Below are 22,701 nucleotides of genomic sequence, written 5' to 3'. Positions count from 1 at the left end.
AGCACCCTCCGGCGTCGGGTAGAGTTCTCCAGGTCAGCAGGCGCCGTTAGCTCAGTTGGTTAGAGCAGCTGACTCTTAATCAGCGGGTCCGGGGTTCGAGTCCCTGACGGCGCACGCACCATCAAGGCCCCCTCACTGAACGTGAGGGGGCCTTGATCATTCCCTGGTTCACGACCGGCGACACCAGTGCGCCATCACCAGAGAGCGACGACAGGGGCGCGGAGAGTCACATTCGGCGGCCGGGGACGCTCCGGCGCTCATCGCCACGTCGCCACGCCCCGCGATGAGCACGCCCCGGATCGGTTCCCTGGGGGCGGGCGTTCCCGCGACGCCGCGGGCAGTCGCTACCTCGCGGCGCGGGCCAGGTCGAGCGCGTACTCGGGCCACCAGTCGCCCGCCTTCGGGCCGCCCTTGCAGTCGCCGTCGGACTCGCCGGGGGGCTTGATCCAGAGGAAGGCGTCGACCTTCTCGTCCCCGGTGCTCGTGGTCGGGGGCTCACCCAGGGCCCGGCCGGGCGGGTTGCACCAGGTCTCGGCCGGGTCGCCGCCCGTGTAGGGGCCGTTGCCGTTGCGGCTGGTGTCGATGACGAAGGGCTTGCCCCCGACCTCGGCCGAGAGCTTCCTGCCGAACTCCGCGGAGGCGGCCGTCGTGAGGAAGTTGGAGACGTTGAGCGAGAAGCCGTCGGCCTTCTCGACACCCGCCCGCCGCAGCGGTTCGCGCAGGGCCTCCGGCGACTGCCAGCCCGCGTTGCCCGCGTCCACGTAGACCCTGGTGGCGGGCTGCTCCTTCAGCCGCTCGATCGCCCCTTCGAGCAGGGCGTACCGCTCGTCGTGGTGCTCCTGAGGGGTGCAGTCGTCGACCAGGTGGAGCAGGGCGTCCGGTTCCAGGATCACGGTCGCCCGGCGGGCCCCGATGCCTTTCGCGATGCCGTCCACCCAGGCCCGGTAGGCGTCGGCGTCGGCGGCACCGCCCTTGGAGTACTGACCGCAGTCGCGGTGCGGGATGTTGTAGAGGACCAGCAGCGCGTACCGGTCGGCCTTCGCGGCCGCCTCGGTGACCCGCCGCGCCCCGCCCTCGGGATCGTCGGGGCCGACCCACTCGCCCACCGGCTGCTCGGCGATCCTCCGGATCAGGTCGGCCTTCTCCCGTTCGCCGTCCTTCTCGTACGCGGCGACCTGGCGGGCCGCGTTGCTCTGCGGGTTCACCCAGTACGAGCCCTTCCCCCCGGGCTCCCGGCCGACGACCGGGGCGCCGCCGGAACCGCCGTCGCCACCGCCCGTACAGCCGGTGAGGAGGAGCGCGGCGCAGACCGCCACCGCCGTACCGGCGGACCTGCTGGGACCGGTGTGACTGCCGTACATCCATTCCCCCTGGGGTGCACTGCCTGTACTGCCCGCTGTCGCCCCGGTCTGCCGGGTTCTCCGGGCCATCCTGGCACAGCGGTCCGCCCCGTCCGGCGGCGGTGGCGAAGGGTTCCGGCCGCCCCGCACGGCCATACAGAGGCACCGGTTTCCGGACATCCTGTTCGAAACCGGTGCCTCCGGGGTGCCCGTCCCCCTACAGTGGCGGCAGGGATCGGCCCCGTACCGCACCGACCTCCCGTACCGCGCCGGGCGACTCCCGCGGCCCGGCGCACGCGGTCGAGGCCGGCCCGGTGGGCGGCCCGGCGACGGGCGTGCCCACCGGGCCGGGTGTCATCCGCCGCTCCTACGCCGCGTCCCGGGTCCCCGTGAGGTAGGCCGAGACCACGACGTTCGCGCTGTACGAGCGGGTCTTCCTGTCGTACGTCCCGCCGCAGGTGATCAGCCGCAGCTCCGCCCGCCCGGCCACGCGGGGCCCGTACGCCTTCTCCGCGTCGAAGCGTTCGCGGGTGACGACCTGGACGTCGTCCACGGTGAACTCCGCGATGCTGCCGTCGTCCCGGACCACCTCGACCTTCTCGCCCGGCCGCACCGTGCTGAGCCCGTAGAAGACGGCGGGCTCGGTCTCGGTGTCGACGTGGCCGACCAGCAGGGCCGCTCCCTCGGCGCCGGGCCGGGTGCCCTTGCCGTACCAGCCGGCCGTCTGCGGCAGGTCGTACGGGGGCGGGTCGACGGCCCCGTCCTTGTCCAGGCCGCGCGGGACGACCGGGGCGTCGATCCCGACCGAGGGGACCTGCACCCCGCGCGGGGCCACGCCCTCGACCGGTGGGTGCGCCGGGGGGAGCGGGGCACCGAGCGGACGGCCGACGGCGGCGACGTCGCCGGTGGTCGGCGCGGACATCCCGCCGGACGCGTCGCGTCCCCAGAGCCAGAGGCCGAGCAGGAGCACGGCCCAGGCCACTCCGGTGAGCAGTCGCCCGGTGCCTGCCGGGCGGGCGGGGGCGGACATGTCAGTCCGCGGCCGCGTCGCGGCGGCGGCGCCAGGTACGCAGGGCGACGGCCGCGGAGGCGACGGCGGCGAGGGCGAGACCGATCACCGCGTGCCGGACGCCGGGGCCCTCGGACTGGGTTCCCCGCTCGGCGAGGACGGCTGTGCCTCCGCCGCCGGCCTTGACGGGGGCGACGGGCGAGGGGCGGGTGTGGTGGATGACGGTGAGGGTGCCGGTGGCCTTGCCCTTGCCGTTCTCGCACGTCACCCAGACGTCGTAGGTGCGGGGTTCGGCATCGGAGCGGATGGTGGCCTCGGCGTGGATTCCCTTGCCGTCGGCCGGGCGGAAGTGGGCGACCGAGGCGAAGGCGTCGGAGTTCCCCTTGGCCGACCGGCCCTTGCCGCAGGCGTCGGTCCGGAGTTCGACCTGTCCGCCGGGGGCGATCGTGGACGGTGTGACCGAGAGGGTGGTGCCTCTCCGGTCGTCGTCACCGGCACGGGCGGCCGGGGACGCCTGGGCGGCGGGTATGGGCAGGGCTATGAGCGCGACCGCCGCCGCGGCACAGAACGTGATGGGCGCTGAACGCATCGTGAACCTCCTAGGGGAAGGTTCACGCCTGGCTCCCCGGCCCGCATCCGCAGTCCTCCATTCGAGCGACGGGGAGGGGACTGCGGACGCGGTCCTCGCAGGTCAGGTGCGGCGTCGCCGATTACGGCCGGTCGGCCTGGTCCGGCAGGTCGATGAGGTCCACCAGGTCGGCGATGGAGTCGACGACGTGGGACGGCCGGAACGGGTAGCGGTCGATGTCCGCGGTGCCCGTGAGGCCGGTGAGGACCAGGAACGTCTGCATCCCCGCCTCCAGCCCGGCCAGCACGTCGGTGTCCATCCGGTCACCGATCATGGCGCTGGTCTCGGAGTGGGCGCCGATCGCGTTGAGCCCGGTCCGCATCATCAGCGGGTTGGGCTTGCCCGCGAAGTACGGCTCCTTGCCGGTCGCCTTGGTGATCAGCGCGGCGACCGAACCGGTGGCGGGCAGCGGGCCCTCGGCGGACGGCCCGGTCTCGTCGGGGTTGGTGCAGATGAAGCGGGCGCCGCCGTTGATGAGCCGGATCGCCTTGGTGAGCGCCTCGAAGCTGTACGTACGGGTCTCGCCGAGCACCACGTAGTCCGGGTCGTGGTCGGTCAGGACGTACCCGATGTCGTGCAGCGCGGTGGTGAGCCCGGCCTCACCGATGACGTACGCCGTGCCGCCGGGGCGCTGGTCGTCCAGGAACTGGGCGGTGGCGAGGGCGGAGGTCCAGATGTTCTGCACGGGCACGTCCAGGCCCATGCGGTTGAGCCGGGCGTGCAGGTCGCGCGCGGTGTAGATGGAGTTGTTGGTGAGGACGAGGAAGGGGAGCCCGGAATCCCGCAGCCGCTTGATGAAGGCGTCGGCGCCGGGGATCGGGGTGCCCTCGTGGATGAGGACGCCGTCCATGTCGGTGAGCCAGGAAGTGATCGGCTTGCGATCTGCCATGTGCGGGGACTCCTGCCGTACGTGCTGCGTGCTGGGGGTGCCCGGACCACGCCGTCCCGGCACCCCCAGCATAATTAGCCGACGCTGATCTTGACCCCGTCGATCACCCAGTACCAGTTGTTGCTGCCGGTGTAGTGGAACCGGAAGCTCACGTTGGTCGCCCCGGCCGGGACGGCGAGGTTCAGCGACTGCGGCTGGGAGATGACCTCGGTGGTGTAGGTGCGCACGACGGTCGGGGTGCCGCCGTTCCAGGAGGCCAGAACACGGGCGGTCTGGCTGCCCTCCGGCCGGAAGAGGGTGGTGAAGTCCAGCGTCACGGAGGACTTCCCGCCGACCGCGTACGCCGGGGTGACCAGCGTCGAGTCGAAGCGGCCCGAGGAGGCCTTGTCGTCCCACTCGTCGGAGTCGGCCACCGCGAAGATCCCGCGCGCGCGGACGTTCAGCTCGCGCCACTGGTCCCGCTGGGTGCGGCTCCAGAACTCGTCGGTGGCGAAGGCCCAGCCGCGCCACTCGGCCACTCCCCCGGTGCCCATCGCGGAGTTGATGACCGACCAGCCGCTGGGCGCGGTGTGGGTCCAGCCGAGGACCCCGGCCGGGATGCCGGTCTCGTCGACCCGGCCGGCGAGCGCCGGGTACAGGGCCTCGAAGGGGTCGGTGGAGCGCTCCTGGATCGGCTTGCCGTCCAGGCCCCAGGCAGGGTCGGGGGCGATGCCGAGCTGGTGGAAGACGGTGGCGGCGACATCGACGAGCCGGGTGTCGCCGGGGGTGGCACCGGCGGCGATGCCGGGGCCCTGGGCGAGGACGAAGGTGCGCCGCTCCTCGATGGAACTGCCACCGTGGCCACCGGCGTTGGTGTGTCCGTGGTCGGTGGCGACGATGACCGTCCACCGCTCGGTGGAGTGGCTCGGGCGGGCCTTGATCGCGGCGAGGAAGCGGCCCAGGTAGCCGTCGACGGTGTCGATCGCGGCGCGGTACTGGGCGTGGGCCGCGCCGAGGTTGTGGCCGACGATGTCGACCTGGCCGAGGTAGGCGAAGACGACGTCCGGGTTCTGGTGGCGCAGGATCGACTCGGTGTCGGCGGCGATGGTGGCGTCGTGGCCGGTGTAGCCGTCGCGGTCGCCGTCGAGGACGAGCTTGGCGTCGGCGCCCGCGGTGACGGTGCCCTGGGCGTCCAGGGGCTTCCAGTCGACGGCCGCGTAGGTGGAGAGTTCGGGGCGGACCTGGGCGAGGCGGGCGAGGAAGCCGGGGTAGCGCGTGTAGTTCTTGCCGGCGAAGGAGTTGTCCTTCACCCCGTGCTTGTCGGGCCAGACACCGGTGGAGATCGTCGACCAGCCGGGGCCGGAGGAGGTGGCGGCCATGGGGTTGGCGTACAGCAGCGAGGTGCCGTACGTGCCGTTCACCATCATCCCCTTGAGGTGGGGGGCGTTGGCGGCGGCGATGACGTCGTGGCGCAGGCCGTCGATGCCGACGACGAGCACCTTGTCCTTGCTGGTGCCGTCGGGGAGCGTGGGCGGGGCCGCGTACGCGGTGGCGGCGGTGGCGAGGGGGCCGACGGCGGCGACGGTGGCCGCGGCGGCGGTGGTCGCGAGCACGGAGCGCCGGGAGACGGTTCGGGACACGTGATCCTCCAGAGGGGGACGGTGACACGGGGGTTCGTGCGGGGGCTTGCTGCAACTCACTTCTGGACCAGACCCGTTACCTTTGCGAGACAAATGGGCGGAGTCCAGAGCTTTGCGGTGCGGGATGTGACCTTGGCAGGGGTCCGTGGCCGAAAGGTGACCGGTCAGCTGCCGGTGGCCGTCTTCCAGGCGTCGATGTACGTGTCCAGGTTGGTGCCGATGTCCGCCCAGTCCGGCTCGAAGATCTCCACGCCCTCCAACAGGCCGTTCAGTTCGGTGGCGTTGGCGTCGGTGGCCTTGATGTCCTTACGGGCGGCGAACCCGCCGCCGACCGCGCTGACATCGCGCTGGGCCGTCTCCGAGAGGAGGAAGTCGAGCAGCTTCTTGCCGTTCTCGCTGTGCGGGGCCTTCGCCAGCAGCCCGGCCGCGTACGGCAGGGCGAAGCTGGTGGGCTTCCCGTCGCCCTTGGCGGGGAACCAGATGGCGAGGTTCGGCATGTCCTTGGACTGGGCGTAGTTCATCTGTACGTCCCCGTTGGCGACGAGCAGCTCCCCCTTGTCGACCTTGGGGGCGAGCTTGCCGGTGGAGGCGGAGGGGCCGACGTTGTTGGTCTGGAGCCGCTTGAGGTACTCCATCGCGGGTTCCTTGCCGCCGAAGTCGTGCATGGCCTTGATGAGGACGGCGGTGCCGTCGCCCGCGACGCCGGGGGTGGAGTACTGGATCTTCTCCTTGTACGACGGGTCCAGCAGCTCCTCCCAGGTGCGGGGCGGGTCCGCGAGCCGCTTCTTGTTGTAGATGAAGCCGAAGTAGTTGTTCACGACGGAGGTCCACTTGCCGTCGGGCGCCTTGTCCGCCGCGTCGACCTGGTCGGCACCCTTCGGCTCGTACGCCGCCAACAACCCCTTGGCGTCGGCCTGCTGGATGAAGGGCGGGAGGGTGACGAGCACATCGGCCTGGGTGTTGGACTCCTCGCGGACGGCGCGCTGCACCATCTCGCCGGAGCCGCCCTCCACGTACTTCACCTTGATGCCGGTCTCCTTCTCGAACTCGGCGAAGACCTTGTCGTACCAGCCGTCGCCGTTCTCGCCCTTGAGGCCGTCGGCGCTGTAGACGGTGACGGCCTTCTCGTCGGAGGCGGCGGAGGTGCCCCCGCAGGCGGTGAGGGTGACGGCGGTGAGGGCGAGGGCGCCGAGGACGGCGACGGGCTGCTTGAGGGCGTGGGTGCGCATGGGAGGTCTTCTCCTGGAGCGGTTGCGTGAAGGGGATCGGGAGGATCAGCGGTAGGAGGCGCGGGTCCGGATGCGGGAGACGGCGGTCAGGACGAGGAGCGTCGTCCCCATCAGGACCGCGGCGAGGGCTGCGCCCGTGAAGAGCGAGCCGCGGTCGGTGGCGGCGAAGACATGCACCGGCAGCGGGGTCCAGTCGGGCGGGTAGAGCATCATCGTGGCGCTCAACTCCCCCATGGACAGGGCGAAGCAGAGACCGGCCGCCGCTGTGAGCGAAGGCAGCAGGAGCGGCAGCCTGACCCGCCACAGGACGCGGGCGGGGCTCGCCCCGAGACTGGCCGCGGCCTGTTCGTACATCGGGTCCAGGCGCCGGGCGGCGGCCGAGACGGACTGGTAGGCGAAGGCGGTGACCAGCACCGTGTGAGCGATGATCACGATCCAGCGGGTGCCGTTGAGGAGGACCGGCGGCCGGCTGAAGGCGACGAGCACGGCGAGCCCGACGACCACCGACGGCACGGCGACCGGCAGCATGAACAGCGCGTCCAGGAACCGCTTTCCGCGTCGGCCGAGGGAGCAGGCGGCGAGCGCCGCCCAGCCGCCGAGCACCAGGGCCAGCACGCTGGCGCAGAGCGCGGTGACCAGGCTGGTGGTGAGCGCCTGGAGGGAGTCGCCGCTGGTGGCGGCGGTGTAGCGGGTGGCGGTCGGGCCGGAGGGGAGGGCACCGGACCAGTTGGTGGCGAAGGAGGCGGCGAGGATGACGAGGAGGGGCACCGCGAAGAGCGGCACGAAGAGGAGCGCGAACACGGACCAGATGGTCCACTTGCCCCTGCGGCTATGCACCAGCACGACGGCTCACCACCCGGTACAGGCTGTAAAGGCCCACGGAGAGAACGACGTTGACGACGGCGACGACACAGGCGGCCGGGTAGTCCGACTCCAGGATCGCCTTGCTGTAGACGAGCGTCGGCAGCGTCGTGACCCCTTTCGCCCCGGTGAACAGGACGATCCCGAACTCGTTGAGGCAGAGCACCAGGACCAGGCTGCCGCCCGCCGCGAGCGCGGGGAGCGCCTCGGGCAGGATCACCTGCCGCACGATCCGCAGCGGCCCGGCGCCGAGCGACGAGGCCACTTCCAGCTGTGCGGTGTCCAGTTGGGAGAAGGCGGCGAGCAGCGGGCGCATCACGAAGGGCGTGAAGTACGTGATCTCCGCGAGCAGAACGCCCCAGGGCGTGGTGAGGAAGTGGAAGGGCCCTTCGGCGGCTCCGGTGACGCCCGTCCAGGCTCCGTTGGCCATGCCGACCGACCCGTAGACGAAGAGCAGGGCGAGCGTGATGAGGAAGGACGGGAAGGAGAGGAAGACGTCGATGGACCGGGCGACCGCCTTGCCGCCGGGGAACGGGACGAAGGCGATGACCAGGGCGAGGGCGAAGCCGAGGACCAGACAGCCGACGGTGGCGCCGGCCGCGAGCCAGACGGTGGTGGTGAGCGCCTCGCGGAAGGCGGTGGAGGCGAAGACCTCGGCGTAGGGGGCGAGGGAGGCGCCGCCTTCGTCCAGCGACTCCGGGGTGAAGGACTGCCGGACGACCAGGGCCAGCGGGTAGAGGAAACCGAGCGCGAGGACGAGGACGGGCGGGAGGGCCCAGGCCCAGGTGGGGAGGGCGGTGCGGCGTGGGGCGGCCGGGGTGGCGCTGGGGGCGGAGGGCGGGTCCGGTGGCTTCCGGTGGAGGGTCGCGGTGCTAGCCACCGGCCACCTCCCGCTCACGCGCCGCGCCCGCCGGGAGCAGCACGGCGTCCTGCTCCGCGAAGTGCAGGGTGACCGGGGCGCCGAGGGCCGGGGGCTCGCGCAGTTCGCGGAGGTCGGCCATGAGGGAGTGGCCTTCGATGTCGGCGTGGACCCGGTGGGTGGAGCCGCGCCACTGGACCTCGGTGACCGTGCCGGTGAGCGCGTTGGGCCCGGGGCCGAGGCCGACGAGGTGCGGCCGGACGCAGAGGGTGGCCGTGGCGCCGGGGGTGGCGGTGTGGGCGGGGACGGCGAGCGGGGTGCCCGCCAGCTCGACGTGTTCCGGGCCGGTGACGGTGACCGGGAGCAGGTTGGCGTTGCCCACGAACGAGGCGGTGAACTCCGTGCGGGGGCGGCGGTACAGCTCCTGGGGCGTGCCGCAGTCCTGGAGCCGGGCGCGGTCCATGACGGCGATACGGTCGGCCAGGGTGAGCGCCTCGACCTGGTCATGGGTGACGTACAGGATGGAGACGTCGGGCAGCTCACGGTGCAGTCGCGCGAGTTCGGCGAGCATCCCGGAGCGGAGCCGGGCGTCGAGCGCGGAGAGCGGTTCGTCGAGGAGGAGGACGCCCGGGCGGATGGCCAGCGCGCGGGCGATGGCGACGCGCTGCTGCTGGCCGCCGGAGAGTTCGCGGGGGTAGCGGGTGGCGTAGGCGGACATGCCGACGAGTTCGAGGGCCTCGGTCACCCGCCCGGCGATCTCGGCCCGGGGCGCGCGGTGGGCCTTGAGGCCGAAGGCGACGTTGTCCTTCACCTTGAGGTGCGGGAAGAGCGCGTACTGCTGGACCACCATGCCGATGCCCCTGTGGCGGGGCGGCAGTCGGGTGACGTCGCGTCCGCCGATGTACACGCGCCCGCGGGCGGGTCGGACGAACCCGGCGACGGCACGCAGGGCGGTGGTCTTGCCGGAGCCGGAGGGCCCGAGGAGGGCCATGACCTCGCCCGGTTCGACGGTGAGGTCGAGCCGGTCCAGGACGGTGTTCTCCCCGTACACGACGCTGACGCCGTCGAACCGGATGCCGCTGGGCGCGGGGGTGGTGGGGGTGGCCTCGGTGCTCATGCCTCGGCCCGGGCGATGAGGTCCGGCAGCTCCGCGACGGAGCCGAGGACGTGGGTGGCACCGGACCGCTCCAGTCGGCCGCGGTCGTGGGCCCCGGTGAGGACGCCCGCGACGAGCCCGGCGCCGGACCGTACGCCGCTGAGCATGTCGTACGAGGTGTCCCCCGCCACCACGGCCCGGCGGACGTCGTCCACGGCGCCCGTGCGCAGGAAGGCGGCCAGGACCATGTCCGGGTAGGGGCGCCCCCGGCCGCCCGCGTCGGCGGGGCAGAGGGTGAGGGGGACGAGGTCCTGCCAGCCGAGGGCGGCGAGGATGGCGTCCTGGGTGGTGCGGGCGAACCCCGTGGTCAGGACGACGGTGCGGCCTTCGGCGGTGAGCCGTTCGACGGCTTCCCGCGCCCCGGGAATCGGCGCGATGCGACCGCTGTCGACGAGTGCTCCGTACGCCTCCTCGAAGGCGGCGTTGGCGTACTGGGCCTTCTCCTCGTCCTCGAAGAGGTGGCGGAAGACGGAGATCTTGGATTCGCCCATGGTGGCGCGCACGTAGGCGATGTGGCGCTCGTGCTCCCCCGATCCCGGCTTCACGCCGAGGCGTTCGGCGGCGGCGGAGAAGGCCTGCTCGACGAGGCCGCCGTCGGCGACGGTGGTGCCGGCCATGTCGAGGACGACGAGGCCGAAGGGGTGGGTTTCCGTGGTCTGCGTCGCTGAAGTCATGTGGTTCACCAGCCCAGTCGGTCTGCGGTTGTTTCGGCGATGGCGGGTGAGCACGTCATGCCGCGCCCGCCGGGCCCGGTCACCAGCCAGACCCCGTCGGCCACCTGTTGGCGGTGGACGACGCGTGAGGTGTCGGTGCACTGGGCGTAGACGCCCGCCCAGCGGCGCCTGATGCGCGGCAGGGGCCGGCCGAGGAAGGTCTCGACGACCCGGGTGAGGTGCTCGTACGGCTCCTCGACGGTGTCGAAGGCGAAGGGGTGCTCGTACTCGTGGGTGTCCCCGATGGTGAGCCCGCCGTCGTTCCGCTGGACCATGAGGAGTTGCATGCGGTGCTCGGCGGCGACCGGGTCCTGCGGCTGGCGGGCGTCGAGGGCGTCGAGGGCCTCGCCGCGGTAGGCGGGGTAGTAGCGGAAGCTGTCGGCGTCGGCGACCGAGGTGGTGAGGGGCTCGCCGAGGGGGTCGGTCTGCATCATCTGGAGCCGGACGCGGCGTACGGGCAGGTCGGGACCGGCCAGTTCGCGGACGAGTCCGCCGAGCCAGGCCCCGGTCGCGAGGATCACGGCGTCCCCGGCGTGGACGTCACCGTGGTCGTCGCGCACCGCGGCGGCACCGACGACCTCGCGGACCTCACGCCCGCCGAGGTAGGTGTACCGCCCGGAGGCCAGCAGCTCGCGCTTCAGCGCGAGTTGGGCGGTGCGCGGCTCGACCGCCGCGTCCCGCTCGCACCACAGGGCGGCGGTGAACTCCCCGCGCAGGGCGGGGTTGAGGGCGCGGGCCTCCTCGGCCGTGAGCAGCTTGCGGCCACGCGCGGCGGCGTCCGGCCGGGCGGTGGCCGCCTCGGCGACGGCGGTCTCGGCGGGCGTCCGCAGCGGGGTGAGCGAACCGCAGGCCCGGAAGCCGACCCCCGGCACCCGCCGCCCGATCTCCTCCCACAACTCCCTTGCCCGCAGGGCGGTTTCCAGCTCCTGGCCACCGGCCCGGCCGCTGACCCAAATCTGTCCGAAGTTGCGGAGCGATGCCCCGCGCGCCTCGCTCTCGCGCTCGATCTGTACGACCTCGTGGCCGCGGCTGACTGCATGCCAGGCGTGCATGGTTCCCACCACGCCGGCTCCTACGACGATGACTCTCACGGCGGCCACGCTCCTCGGGACGGGTGTCACGGACACATCCGGTCGACAACGGGATGGTGAACGACCTCGCAAGTTTGGACTAGACCCGTTACTTTTTCGTTATGGAACGGGGAGGCTTCGTCCCGTGGCTTCCGCCTGCCTCAGCGGCCCTCGCCACCGCCCCCCAGGTGCGTGGTGAAGGAGAACCGGTCCCCCCGGAACAGCGTCCGCACCCGCTCCACCGGCCGCCCCTCCGTGTCCCGGGAGAGCCGGTGGAGGAGAAGCATCGGCAGGGCGGGCGGAGTCCCGATGAGCAGGGCCTCCCGAGGGGTCGCGAGTACGGTCTCGATCCGCTCGTCGGCGTCCCCGAACGCGATTCCGAGCCGCTCCCGGAGGTAGGCGTAGAAGGAGGAGTCCGGGTCGAACTCCGTGTCCAGGCGCGGGAGTCGGGCGACGGTGACATACGTGCTCTCCAGCCCGACCCGCTCGTCGTCGGCGAGCAGCACCCGCTCCAGGTGCCAGACGGGCTCGCCCGGCTCCACCGCGATCTCGGCGGCGAGCGCCGCGGGGCAGGGGAAGCGTTCCAGCCCGATGAGATGGCGGCCGGGCCGCCTGCCCTGACGGCGGACCCCCTCGGTGTAGCTGGCGAGCGAGAGCGGCTGCTCCAGCTTGGGCCCGGCGACGACGGTGCCGCGCCCCTGCCTCCGCAGCCGCCCCTCCAGCAGCAGTTCACGCAGCGCCTGGCGCACGGTCTCGCGCGACACCTCGTGGCGCAGGGCGAGGTCCCGCTCGGTGGGCAGGAGCCCGCCCTCGCCCAGCTCGTCGAGAAGGAGGGAGATCCGGGCCTTGACCGCGTAGTACTTGGGGATACGGCCGTGCTCCGGGATGCCGGAGCGGATCGGTGCGCCAGGTGCCTGGTCGTTCGGGTAGTCCACCGCCCGATCCTGGCAGATCCAGGTGAACGGGCAGGTACGGGCCCTGGCCGGCCACCCGGGCAGGCCGGCGGCCTGCGGTTCGGGCCGCGGGAAGGGCCGTGGCCGGCCGACGTGCCCCGCGGCCCGCGGTGGGCCGTCGTCAGCCCGCGGGCCTGCGGTACGGGCTGCGGCGCGTGCCGTGGTCAGCCCGCGGCTCGGCGCATCCGGCGGCCCTGGGCCACGAGCGCCCCGCCGCAGAGGATGAGCGCCCCGGCCAGAGCTCCGGCCCAGGGCAGCAGCTCGGGCCCGGTACGGGCGAGTTCGGGCAGCGGGCGACCGGTCCCGTAGTGCGGCGGGCGCGCGGGCCGCTCCGTGCCGCCGCCGTCGCCGACCTCCTCGCGGCGGCCGCCCCTGTCCTCATCGCCCTCGCTCCGGGGGGACGCCGGACCGTCCGGACGGGCGGGGGGGCGGATGCCGGACTCCTTCCCGGGGCCCGTGTAGGCGGGGGCGGGCGTGGGCGCGCCGGAGGACGGGGTCGTACGGGGCCGGGGCGCCGCCGGGACATCCGTAGGGCCGCCACCGTCCTCATCGGTGGCCTCCGGCCGGGGGTACTCGCCCGTGGCACCGTCGACGATCACGAACCGGTACGCCCCCGACTCCCCGACCCACTCCCCGTCCTCCCGGCCACCCCCTTCGGCCTTGTCGCGGTGGCGGCGCTGGACGACGACGGCGTGGGCGGTGACGCGGGCGGGGTCGGTCTCGGAGGCGAAGGCCATGCGGACGCGGACGCTGGCGGTGCCCCCGGCCGGGACGGTGAACCCGAGGAAGTCGCCGGAGCCGGGACCGGAAGGCGAGCCGGGGCGGGAGCCGTCGAAGACGCCGATCTGCTCGTGGCGGTCGGTGGTCTCCCAGGTGGCCCGGTGCTCGGTGTCGGTGCGGCCGGGTTCGGAGAACTTCAGCTCGATCTGGTCGGCCGTCAGCCTGCGCTGCCCGTCGCTGAGCACCAGCACCGGATGCAGGGCACCGCAGGCGGCGTCGGTGGTGTTGGTGAGGTCGAGGAACCAGGTGCCGTAACCGCCGCCGGAGACGTACGTCCTCGGCGCGTCCTGGATCCGGGCCTCGATGGGGAACTCCTTGGCGGCCGGATCACCGCAGACGGGCTGCTCGTCAGCGGCATCGGCGGCATCGGCGGCCACGGCGGCGGCGGTTAAGGAGACGGGGGCGACCGGGGCCGGGGCAGTCGGCCGGGCGGCGGCCTGCGGGCCGGCCAGGAGCGCGGCGGGGACCGCGATCCCGGCGGCCAGCCCGAGGGCGGTGAGCGCACGGCCGTCGCGCAGCCGTGCACGGGAGGTGGGGGACATGGGGGACACCCTTCGCTGCTCGCGAACGACCGGGGCGGGGGCCACCGGTGGCGGTCTCCGACGCAAACACGCGCGCGCGGAGCCGGAGAGTCGACATGCCGACACCCACCCATGCGATTCATACGATCACCCGACCGACGGACCGCCAGGTGGCGAACCCGGGCAGCGGCGGCCCGGCCGGGGTGCTGTCAGTGGTGCATGTGACGATCGGAGGCATGATCGCCTCGCTCGCGGCTCTGCTGCCCACCGCCGGTACGCACACCTCGACCACGTACGCCGACTGGGCCGCCGCCCACGACCCGGGCGCGGCCGGGGCCGCCCGTGATCTGACGGCGGACATGGGCTCCGAGCTGGCGCGGTCCTGGACGAAGCCCGGCCGGTTCGTCGACCGGATGGCGGCGCGGGCACGGCGACTGCCGCCCGCGCATCTGCCGTGGTTCTGGGACACCGTGGGCCACCGGCTGATCGGTTACGGGGACCGTCCGGCCGGGCGGGCCTACGGCGCGGCGCGGACGGCCGAGGCCGAGCACGGACTGCCGGTGGACCCCGCCTACCGCCGGGCCAACGCGCTGCTGTTCGCCGCGGGCGGAGCCATGCCGGCCAAGGAGTTCGGGGCCCATCAGCGCTTTCTCGCCGAGACGCTGGAGCCGGCCGGGGCGCACGCGGCGCTGGAGGCGTTCCTGACGGCGTGGGCCGCCTCGCCCGGCGCCCTGCCGGCGGATCTCGTACGCCGGGTGCGGGCCTCGGCCAAGGCTGCCGGGCAGGGGGACGAGGAGGTCGCCCGGCTGGTGGGCTCGGTCCTGTCGGTGGCCCGCAGGAAGTCGGTGCCGGACGCGCTGCTGACCGCGGCGGGGCCGTTCCTGGCGGCCCGTCCTCCGGCGGACCCGGTCGCGGCGGGGCTGGTGGAGGTCTTCCCGGAGGGGGCGACCGACGGCGGGGCGTGGCTGCGCCTGCTGATCGGCTGCGGGGCGGCGGAGGCGCTGGCGAGCGGCCGGGTGGTTCCGGAGGGCGGACTGCCGCACTGGGTGGGCCACTTCGTCCACATGTACCAGTACACGACCGTGTCCGGCGGCGGGGTCGGGCGGCAGCCGCTGCCGCCGGAGTTCCTCGACCTGGTGGCTCTGCTGGGCCCGCTGCTGCGTGCGGCGGGTGCGCCGGTCACGCTGCACACGACCCGCCACCACTACCAGGGCTTCGACGCGGATGTGCTGGACGCCGTGCTGGCGGCCGGGGTGCCGGTGGTCGACCCGGGCCCGGGGGTGGGGATGCGCTTCTGGGGCGAGAAGTCACGGCGGGACCTCGCCGCGCTGGCGGCGGACCCGGTGTTCGGTCCCCGGCTGGAGGGGACGGTCCACGCGAACCTGCTGCCGGGGTTCGCGTCCAGGCCCCGGCGGCCCGGATCGGCCGTGACCCTGCTGCCGGGCAACGAGGGGATCGCCCAGAAGGTGGCCGACCGGGTCGGCAAGCTCCTCGACACGGTCGGCGGCGGCGGTATGGCCGGGGCCGAGGAGGCCATGGCCGGGCTGGAGACCCTGCTGGACCGCCCGACGGTGACGGCCCTGGGCGGCATCGTCGACGCGGTGGCCGGAGCGGAGGTGGCGGGCGCCCTGCACCGCTCCCTGGCGGCCGGCCTCCCGGAGGAGCTGGCCTGGCCGGAACTGGAGGCGGTGTACGAGCAGTTCGAGGCGGAGCGGGCCGGGGCGGCGGAGTCGGCGAAGACCGGGGCGAAGAGCGTCGAGGCGGAGGCGGGTTCGGCGGCCGGGCACGGCGCGGCGGACACCTCCGGGGCTCCCGGCCGCTCCGAGGATCCCTCGGCCGGGGCTCCCGGGGTGGTCGGGGTGACCTCCACCTGGCCGGTGCTGACGGTGTTCGGGCGGGACCGGGCGGTCGCCGTGGCCCCGGACGGAGTGCGCGGCTCCTGCCGGTTCACCGTGCCCGAGGACGCGACCCTGTTCGCCGTCCACTACGTGGGCGGTTCCTTCCTGATCAGCTGGACCCGCGAGGCGAACCCGTACTACGGGGACACGGCCGTCTGGGCCGACCGTCCCGACGAGCCGTTCACGCCGGAGGAGACGGGCGGCCTGGTGCCGTTCGAGGGGAACCTGCGCGGGGCGTACGGCTTCCAGTTCGAGAGCGCCGACGGGGGCGGGCGCCACAGCGGCGGCCATGTCCTGCGTCCCGGCGGCACGGAGGGCATCGACAGGGACGAGCTGCAACTCGGTGACGGGTCTCGGATCTGGACCAACGCGGTCTACGGGAACCGGCCGTGGGAGGTGGTGCACCCGGTCACCGGCGAGCGCCGGGGAGCGAGATCGCTGCCGGACTTCCCGGGCCGTGCGCCGAACGCGGCCCCGGCCGCCTCCGCCCCGACCGGTCCCGCCGACCCGCCCGCCGCCGTCGAGGAAGGCATGACCCTGGCTGTCGAAGCACTGCAACTCGCGCCCCTGCCGGCCCCGTTGACCGACTCGCCGCTGGGCAGCAAGGACGGTCTGGCCGGGACCCGGGTGCTGTTTCGCACCCCGCACCGCGCCCGTACGCCCGACCAGTTCCTGGTGGAGAGCGTGGACGGGCGGACGGCCCGGTTCACCGCCGACCGGCAGGGCGCTCGCCCCTGGGCCCTGTGGTCACCGCCGGAGGGCACAGCGGAGGACGTGGTCCTGGCCGATGCGGGGACCTCGACGGGGGTGCGCGCGTACGCGGCCGACGGCGCCCTGCTGTGGGAGCTGAAGGGGCCCCACTCGCCCCGGCATCCGCGGTTGCCGTCGCTGCCGTCGGGCCGGAGGATCACCCGTCCCGGAGGCCTGGCCCTGCCCCCGGCCTTCTGGTATCTGCTGCGCACCCGGGACGCGGCCGGGTCCCGGGTGCTGCGGGCGGTGCGGCCGCGGACGGCACGCGCCCTGCTGACCGCCGCGCTCGACGGCACCGAGGCGCTGCGTACGGCCGTGGCCCGGGAGTTGCCCGAGGTCACCGACGCCGTGCTGGTGGAGGCCGTCGTGGCGGTGGCCGGGCGGGCGGCGCGGGTCGAGGAGCGGCGCCGCGCCCTGCACCGGCGCGTCACCCTCCTGGCCGAGGCCCCGCCCGCCCTGCCGCGCCGGTCCGCGCCGGACACCGAGCTGCTGCCCGCCCTGTCCGGGCTGATCGCGGAGCGGGAGCGCAATCCGGGACGGCGGGCGCCCGACGCGGCCCTTCCGGCGACGCTGAACGCACTGGCCGCCGACAGTGCCTGTCTGGCCGGGGCGATCGAGGAGGAGGTGCGCCGGCTCTCCCCGCCCGCGCCCCCGCACGACTGGTCGCAGCTGGTGGGCGCGGTGGACGCCGTCGCCTGGCGGGCGGCGGTCGCCCCGACCCCGGCCCCGGCGCGGGCCGCGCTCCTCGCCCTCCTGGACACCTGGGCCGGCAGCCCGTTCGCCCGGGCGGGCAGCCGCTGGTGGGTGGGGGCGGCTGCCGCCCCCGAGGGCCTGGACGGACTGCGGGCGAACGGCAGGGCGGTGGCGTCCGCGGCGGTACGGGGAGGCGGCGCGGCGCACTGGTTCGTGACGGCGGCCGCACAGGACCGGGCGGAGGGCACCGCCGCCTCCGCCCCGGGGCGCCGGACCGAGGACGGCGACGCCGCACAGGGGCCGGCCGAGGACACGACGACCCAGCAAGGCCGGTCCGAGGTCCGGGCCGACGACCGGGCGGTGGCGCAGGTGGATCCGGAGGCTCGTCTCGTCCGGGTGGGCCGGGACGACGCGGCCCGGCTCCGGGCCCTGGTGGCCGCGGTGGACGAGCGGGGGCCCGTCGCGCTACCGGAGTCCGCGGCGGCGCGATTCGCCGAACTGACCGGCGTGCGGCGGTCCGTGGCACGGCTGGTGCTGGCGGGCCTGATCGGCGGCGCGGACCTGGAGGCGGACCGTGCCCAGCTGCGCAAGGCCCCGTACAGGGCGACGCCGATGACGATCGAGGCGTACCGGCGGCTGCTGGAGGGGCTCGGGGAGAGCGGTCGGCGCGCGGTGCTGGCCGCGGCCCTGCCCGAGGATCCGACGGAGCTGTGGCGCTCGGGCGGGACCGAGGCGGCCGCCGAGCGGATGGCCGGGGTCTGGCGGGAGCTGGTCGGGTCCCGGCCCGTCGTGCACGACGAAGCGGCGGACGCCCTGGAGAGCGCCGTCGGCCTCTGCGAGGTGTGGGCGCGGCGGCTGGCGGACGGTTACGGTGCGGCCGACGACGGGACCGTGGAGGCGGCGGGCTGGGAGCTGGCGGCGACCGCGTACAGCCAGGGGGTGGAGGTGCGGCCCGTACCGCCGCCCGGTGCCGAGCCGCCCTACGGCACCCCCGTGGGCCTCGCGCTCCGCGAGGTCGCGAGCGCGCTGGTGTGGGCGTGGACGGACCGCCCGGTGGGCGACCCCGCGGTGGCCGGGGCGGCGGCGCTGTACGAACGGCTGCGGGAGGAGGTGGCCCGCCCCGGCCTGCTGCTGAAGCTGGAGGGGGCCCGGGTCCAGGACACCGCGGACCGGATAGCCGAGCGGTTCGGGCCCGCCCGGCTGCCGGTGGCGCCGGCCCGCCGCGAGGCCGACGGGGCCCCGGCCGCGACGGCTTACGACGGGGGCCCGTTGGTGGTCTGCGCGCCCGGCGGCGCCTCCTTCCTACGGCCCATCGCCGTCACCGGCCCCGAGGTCTGGCGGCAGCTCCGGGAGGTCACCGACCTGACCGGCGCCTTGGACCGGCTGGCCCCCCTGCTGCCCGGCGGCGGGCTGGAGCGGATGCTGCACCGGTCCCGTTCCGGGGCGGTGCCGACGGGGGCGTACGAGGCCGACCCCCGGCGCTCCTGCCCGGAGCTGGTCGAACAGGTCGCGAAGGAGCTGCGAGTGGGCGCGGACGCGGCGGCGCTCTACCTCCAGCTGGCGACGCTGGCCGCCCCCACCGACCGGAACGTCCGCCGCTGGAACGGCTGGTCGGCCAAGCAGCACGGACAGGCCGGGGCGGAGCTGCGCGCCACGGGCACGGTGGTGGAGGCCAAGCGGGCGCGGGCGGGCCGGACGCTGTTCCTGCCGGGTGACTGGACCGAGATCGGCGCCCCGCACCTGCCGCTGGAGACGGCGAAGCTGGCGACGCACGCGGTGTCGCCGCTGTACGGCAACAGCATCGTCGCCCCGTTCCTGCGGATCCTGCCGACGGCCCCCTTGCACGAGATGTTCACGCAGGCGTGGGAACGGCGGTAGGGGGCGGCTGTCGGGGGAGCTGCCGGGGAGGGAGAGTGCTGGGGAGAGGGGCGGTTCGGGGCCTTCGGCCGTCTTTCGCCCCCACCGGATCGGCGTCGGCCGGTACCGCCCGCTCGATCTCCCCGCAGTACGGCTGGAGACCCTCGACGACCAGCACGCCGAGCAGCCCGCTCTCGCTACCGAACAGCGAGTGGTCGGCCCCCGTGGTCTCCCCGGCCCGCTCGGCGATGTCGTCGAGCCGGGCGCGGTGCCCCGTCTCAGGAGACCGTGGGGAAGGCGGCGTCCAGCAGGGCGCGGCGGTTGCGTTTCTTGGTTTCGGCCCCCGTCATTCTCATCATCGAGTTGTCAATAACGAGAAGACGAGGAGGGGTTCATGACGTCCCAGCGTGTGGGAGCAATCAGCGACGGCGCGTTCAAGGTGCTGCTCGGCGCGGCCTTCACGGTCAGCCCGGAGATCGGATCCATGTTCGGGGTGCCTGTCTGGCTGATGGTCGCCACGGGCTCAGCCCTGCTGATCGGCGGCACGGTCGAGATCGTCTACGCACGCCGTCGCTCGCTCTCCAGCTGCATCCGGCTCATGCGGACCTACGACATCGGCTGGACGGTGGCGACCGCCGTCGCACTCGGGGCGGCCTGGCTGGGCAGCACGGCCGGGGGCGAGATATGGGCCGGATACCAGGCGTTGGCCGCCCCCGCGCTCGCCGTACTCCTGGTGCGCGCCCCCGCCGGCACCGCACCCTCGCCCGACTCCGCGCCATGCCCCGACTCCACCGCCTCCCCCGCCCCCACCGAGGCCCGGCCGGGCGCCCAGGACACCACCGCCCAGGAACCCACCCCCTGACGCCCCCCGGCCGCTCTGGAGGGGAGGGCCCCTACCCCCGCTCCCCCACCCGCCCGAAGACCGGCGCGAGCACGAGTTGGGCCGCGCCCTCCGCGACGGGCCGGTCGCCGCCGTCCGCGACGGTGACGGCCGCATGGGCGCCGCCCGCGCCCCGGGTCGCCCGCTCGGCGATCACGGCGCGGACGCCCCGTACGTACGCGTCCTCGTCGGCCGCCACCGTCCGCCCGCCCAGCACGATCCGGTCGATGTCGAGGAGCCCGACCAGGTTCGCCGCGCCCGCGCCCAGGACCCGGGCCGCCTCCGCGCGGTCGCCGCGGGCCTCGGCGGCCAGGCAGAGCGCCTCGATGCAGCCGCGCCCGCCGCACTCGCACAGGGGCCCGTCGAGCTGGAGGATCTGGTGGCCGAACTCCCCGGCCCCCGTCCGCGCCCCCCGGTGCACCTCGCCGCCCAGGACGAGCCCGGCGCCGAGCCCCGTACCGAGGTGGAGATAGGCGAAGTCACCGCGCGGCTCGCTCGGCGAAAGGGCCAGGGCCAGGGCAGCGGCGTTGGTGTCCTTGTCGACGGTGACCGGCAGCCCGGTCAGCCCGGCCAGCACGTCGCGGAGCGGAAAGCCGTCCCACTGCGGGAAGCCGGTGACCCGGTGCAGCACACCGTCCCGGTGGTCGAGCGGCCCCGGTACGGCGACCCCCACCCCCAGCACCGGCTTGTGCGGCTCGGCCGCGCGCAGGTCCCGCACGGCGTCCGACGCCGCGCCGAGCACCCGTTCTGCCGGGGCTCCGAAGTCGAGGGGGGCGGAGGTCACCGCGACCGAGCGGCCGGCCAGGTCGACCAGGACGGCGGTGAGCCCGTCCCGGTCCAGGTGGAGGCCGACGGCGAACTGGGCGTCGGGGACGAGCCGGAGCACCGTACGCGGCTTGCCGCCCGTGGAGGGCCGCAGCCCGGCGCCCACGGCCAGCCCCTCGGCCCGCAGCCGGGCGGTGATCTTGCTGACGGCCTGCGGGGTGAGCCCGGTGCGCTCGGCCAGCTCCAGCCGGCTGACGCCCTCCGCCCCGGCCTCCCGCAGCAGGTCCAGGACCAGGGCCGCGTTGTGGTGGCGCAGGGCGGGCAGACCCACCCCCGCCTGGGCCTTCGTCAGGCTCCCGTTCACGGTTCGCTCCTCTTCACCACCCCATTGTGCCGGTCGCTTGCACTTTGGCAACAGCGTTGCTTAAGTGGAACGCATGGTTGCCAACGCCCCTTTCCAGGGCGCCCCTCTCCACGACGCCTTTCTCCACGGCGCTCCCCTCCGCGTCGCGCTCGTCGGCTACGGCCTGGCCGGTTCCGTCTTCCACGCCCCGCTGATCGCCGCGACCGAGGGCCTGACCCTCGACACCGTCGTGACGGCGAACGAGGAGCGGCGGGCCGAGGCCCGCGCCGCGTATCCCGACCTCCGGTTCGCCGCCTCGCCGGACGAGCTGTGGGAGCGCGCGGACGATCTGGACCTGGTCGTGATCGCCTCCCCGAACAAGACGCACGTCTCCCTCGCGACGGCCGCGCTCACGGCGGGCCTTGCGGTGGTCGTGGACAAGCCGATCGCCGGGACCGCCGCCGAGGCGCGCGAGCTGGCAGCCCTGGCCGAGGAGCGCGGACTGCTGCTCTCGGTCTTCCAGAACCGCCGCTGGGACAACGACTTCCGAACGCTCGCCGCGCTGATCGCCGACGGCGAACTGGGCGAGGTGCGGCGCTTCGAGTCCCGGTTCGAGCGCTGGCGCCCCCAACTGAAGGGCGGCTGGCGCGAGTCGGGCGACCCGGAGGAGATCGGCGGACTGCTGTACGACCTGGGCAGCCATGTCGTCGACCAGGCGCTGGTGCTGTTCGGCCCGGCGGTACGGGTGTACGCGGAGGCCGACGTACGGCGTCCGGGCGCGGCGGCGGACGACGACACGTTCATCGCGATCACGCACGCGAACGGGGTCCGCTCGCATCTGTACGTGAGCGCCACCACGGCCCAGCTCGGCCCGCGCTTCCGGGTGCTCGGCTCGGCGGCGGGCTATGTGAAGTACGGCCTGGACCCCCAGGAGGCGGCCCTGCGCGAGGGGAAGCGCCCCCAGGCCGCCGGTGGCGAGCCGTGGGGCGAGGAGGTGGAGAGCCTGTGGGGCCGGATCGGCTCCGGCGAGTCCCCGCTGACCGGCGGCGGCACCCCGGTCCGTACGCTGCCCGGCGCCTACCCGGCGTACTACGCCGCCGTCGCCGCCGCCCTGCGCTCCACCGGCGAGAACCCGGTCACCGCGCTCCAGGCGGCCGCCGCCCTGGACGTCCTGGAGGCCGCCTGCCGCTCGGCCCGCGAGGGCGTCACCGTGACCCTGCCCGGAAATCTGCCCGACGAGGAGCGGCCCACCGCATGACCACCACCTCCCCCACGATCTCCGAGCTGATCGCCCAGGAACGCCGGCTCGCCCTCCCCCGCTTCGGCCATGACGACGCGTTCGCGCTCGGCAGCCTGCTGGTCGCACTGGCCCGGGAGCGGCACGCCCCGGTGGCGATCGACATCCGGCGCGGGGCGCAGCAGCTGTTCCACGCGGCGCTGCCCGGCTCCAGCGCGGACAACGACGCCTGGATCGACCGCAAGCGGAAGGTGGTCGAGCGGTACGGCGAGAGTTCGTATCTGGTCGGCACCCGGTTCCGGGCGAAGGGGACGACGTTCGAGGAGTCGTCCCGCCTGGACCCGGACACGTACGCGGCGCACGGCGGCTCGTTCCCGATCGCGGTGGAGGGGGCGGGCGTGATCGGCACGGTCACCGTCTCGGGGCTGCCGCAGGCGGAGGACCACGCGATGGTGGTGGAGGCGCTGGAGCAGTTCGCGTCGACGCTGGTCGCCTGAGGGACCGCGCGCGGGCGCCGTCACCTGAGTACGGCGACGGCGCCCCGCCCCCTCCTCGGCTAGGGAGCGTATTCGGTTGTGATCAAGGTGCTGCTCGTGTGAGGTCCTTGATCCAGATCATGGAGGCGCGGAGGTGGAGGCCGGCGAGGTAGCT

The 22,701-nt window shown here is 74.2% G+C and carries 18 protein-coding genes and 1 tRNA gene; 5 read left to right on the top strand and 14 right to left on the bottom strand.

The annotated features are described in order from the left end of the window. The first annotated feature begins 40 nt into the window (after nucleotides 1–40). Nucleotides 41–114, top strand: a tRNA-Lys gene (locus AC0682_RS26910). Nucleotides 115–344: 230 nt separating this feature from the next. Here AC0682_RS26910 and AC0682_RS26905 read toward each other — a convergent pair. The 13 genes from AC0682_RS26905 to AC0682_RS26845 all read right to left on the bottom strand — a co-directional run bounded on the left by AC0682_RS26905 (nucleotide 345) and on the right by AC0682_RS26845 (nucleotide 13,648). After that, nucleotides 345–1,361: a glycoside hydrolase family 6 protein gene (locus AC0682_RS26905; RefSeq protein ID WP_478535651.1), complete on the bottom strand. Its 1,017-nt coding sequence runs from the start codon at nucleotides 1,359–1,361 to the stop codon at nucleotides 345–347. 346 nt (nucleotides 1,362–1,707) lie between these two features. Further along, the gene (locus AC0682_RS26900; RefSeq protein ID WP_478535650.1) at nucleotides 1,708–2,370 is read right to left on the bottom strand and encodes a class F sortase; all 663 of its coding nucleotides are present in this window, start codon (nucleotides 2,368–2,370) and stop codon (nucleotides 1,708–1,710) included. A gap of 1 nt (nucleotide 2,371) precedes the next feature. Then, nucleotides 2,372–2,938, bottom strand: a complete 567-nt coding sequence (locus tag AC0682_RS26895; protein WP_478535648.1) for a hypothetical protein — start codon at nucleotides 2,936–2,938, stop codon at nucleotides 2,372–2,374. 121 nt (nucleotides 2,939–3,059) lie between these two features. Next, complete coding sequence (locus AC0682_RS26890; RefSeq protein ID WP_478535646.1) at nucleotides 3,060–3,866, bottom strand: HAD-IIA family hydrolase; 807 nt, start codon at nucleotides 3,864–3,866, stop codon at nucleotides 3,060–3,062. Nucleotides 3,867–3,940: 74 nt separating this feature from the next. Then, the gene (locus AC0682_RS26885; protein WP_478535645.1) at nucleotides 3,941–5,485 is read right to left on the bottom strand and encodes an alkaline phosphatase family protein; all 1,545 of its coding nucleotides are present in this window, start codon (nucleotides 5,483–5,485) and stop codon (nucleotides 3,941–3,943) included. Nucleotides 5,486–5,649: 164 nt separating this feature from the next. Next, nucleotides 5,650–6,714: a 2-aminoethylphosphonate ABC transporter substrate-binding protein gene (locus tag AC0682_RS26880; protein ID WP_478535644.1), complete on the bottom strand. Its 1,065-nt coding sequence runs from the start codon at nucleotides 6,712–6,714 to the stop codon at nucleotides 5,650–5,652. Nucleotides 6,715–6,759: 45 nt separating this feature from the next. Continuing rightward, nucleotides 6,760–7,557 carry an ABC transporter permease gene (locus AC0682_RS26875; protein WP_478535643.1) on the bottom strand — a complete coding sequence of 266 codons (798 nt, stop codon included), beginning with the start codon at nucleotides 7,555–7,557 and terminating at the stop codon, nucleotides 6,760–6,762. Next, the gene (locus AC0682_RS26870; protein ID WP_478535641.1) at nucleotides 7,544–8,455 is read right to left on the bottom strand and encodes a 2-aminoethylphosphonate ABC transporter permease subunit; all 912 of its coding nucleotides are present in this window, start codon (nucleotides 8,453–8,455) and stop codon (nucleotides 7,544–7,546) included. The genes AC0682_RS26875 and AC0682_RS26870 overlap by 14 nt, the downstream gene beginning before the upstream one ends. Then, nucleotides 8,448–9,551 carry an ABC transporter ATP-binding protein gene (locus tag AC0682_RS26865; protein ID WP_478535640.1) on the bottom strand — a complete coding sequence of 368 codons (1,104 nt, stop codon included), beginning with the start codon at nucleotides 9,549–9,551 and terminating at the stop codon, nucleotides 8,448–8,450. Before AC0682_RS26865 ends, AC0682_RS26870 begins: the two co-directional genes overlap by 8 nt. Continuing rightward, a complete protein-coding gene (locus tag AC0682_RS26860) occupies nucleotides 9,548–10,264 on the bottom strand; it encodes a phosphonatase-like hydrolase (protein WP_478535639.1) in 717 nt (238 codons plus the stop codon). Before AC0682_RS26860 ends, AC0682_RS26865 begins: the two co-directional genes overlap by 4 nt. 5 nt (nucleotides 10,265–10,269) lie before the next feature. Continuing rightward, nucleotides 10,270–11,394, bottom strand: a complete 1,125-nt coding sequence (locus AC0682_RS26855) for a TIGR03364 family FAD-dependent oxidoreductase (protein ID WP_478535638.1) — start codon at nucleotides 11,392–11,394, stop codon at nucleotides 10,270–10,272. A 140-nt stretch (nucleotides 11,395–11,534) separates the two neighbouring features. Continuing rightward, a complete protein-coding gene (locus AC0682_RS26850) occupies nucleotides 11,535–12,308 on the bottom strand; it encodes a GntR family transcriptional regulator (protein WP_478535636.1) in 774 nt (257 codons plus the stop codon). A 182-nt stretch (nucleotides 12,309–12,490) separates the two neighbouring features. Beyond that, entirely contained in the window at nucleotides 12,491–13,648 is a 1,158-nt protein-coding gene (locus AC0682_RS26845; RefSeq protein WP_478535634.1) for a peptidase, read from the bottom strand. 95 nt (nucleotides 13,649–13,743) lie between these two features. On the opposite strand from AC0682_RS26845, the gene AC0682_RS26840 reads away from it, so the two are divergent. Together AC0682_RS26840 and AC0682_RS26835 are read left to right on the top strand one after the other, a co-directional pair. Next, nucleotides 13,744–18,846, top strand: a complete 5,103-nt coding sequence (locus tag AC0682_RS26840; protein WP_478535633.1) for a hypothetical protein — start codon at nucleotides 13,744–13,746, stop codon at nucleotides 18,844–18,846. Nucleotides 18,847–19,219: 373 nt separating this feature from the next. Continuing rightward, nucleotides 19,220–19,687, top strand: coding sequence for a hypothetical protein (locus tag AC0682_RS26835; RefSeq protein ID WP_478535631.1), 468 nt, complete (start codon nucleotides 19,220–19,222; stop codon nucleotides 19,685–19,687). Between the two features lie 31 nt (nucleotides 19,688–19,718). Here AC0682_RS26835 and AC0682_RS26830 read toward each other — a convergent pair whose 3' ends face one another. Further along, the gene (locus tag AC0682_RS26830; RefSeq protein ID WP_478535630.1) at nucleotides 19,719–20,834 is read right to left on the bottom strand and encodes an ROK family transcriptional regulator; all 1,116 of its coding nucleotides are present in this window, start codon (nucleotides 20,832–20,834) and stop codon (nucleotides 19,719–19,721) included. A 73-nt stretch (nucleotides 20,835–20,907) separates the two neighbouring features. On the opposite strand from AC0682_RS26830, the gene AC0682_RS26825 reads away from it, so the two are divergent. Further along, nucleotides 20,908–22,071: a Gfo/Idh/MocA family oxidoreductase gene (locus tag AC0682_RS26825; RefSeq protein ID WP_478535706.1), complete on the top strand. Its 1,164-nt coding sequence runs from the start codon at nucleotides 20,908–20,910 to the stop codon at nucleotides 22,069–22,071. Beyond that, the gene (locus tag AC0682_RS26820) at nucleotides 22,068–22,547 is read left to right on the top strand and encodes a heme-degrading domain-containing protein (RefSeq protein ID WP_478535628.1); all 480 of its coding nucleotides are present in this window, start codon (nucleotides 22,068–22,070) and stop codon (nucleotides 22,545–22,547) included. Before AC0682_RS26825 ends, AC0682_RS26820 begins: the two co-directional genes overlap by 4 nt. The last annotated feature ends 154 nt before the right edge of the window (nucleotides 22,548–22,701 follow it).

Source organism: Streptomyces sp. NPDC043746 (genome assembly GCF_056436485.1).
The sequence above is the reverse complement of the archived record's forward strand: the minus strand, read 5'-3'. Positions and strand labels throughout refer to the sequence as shown.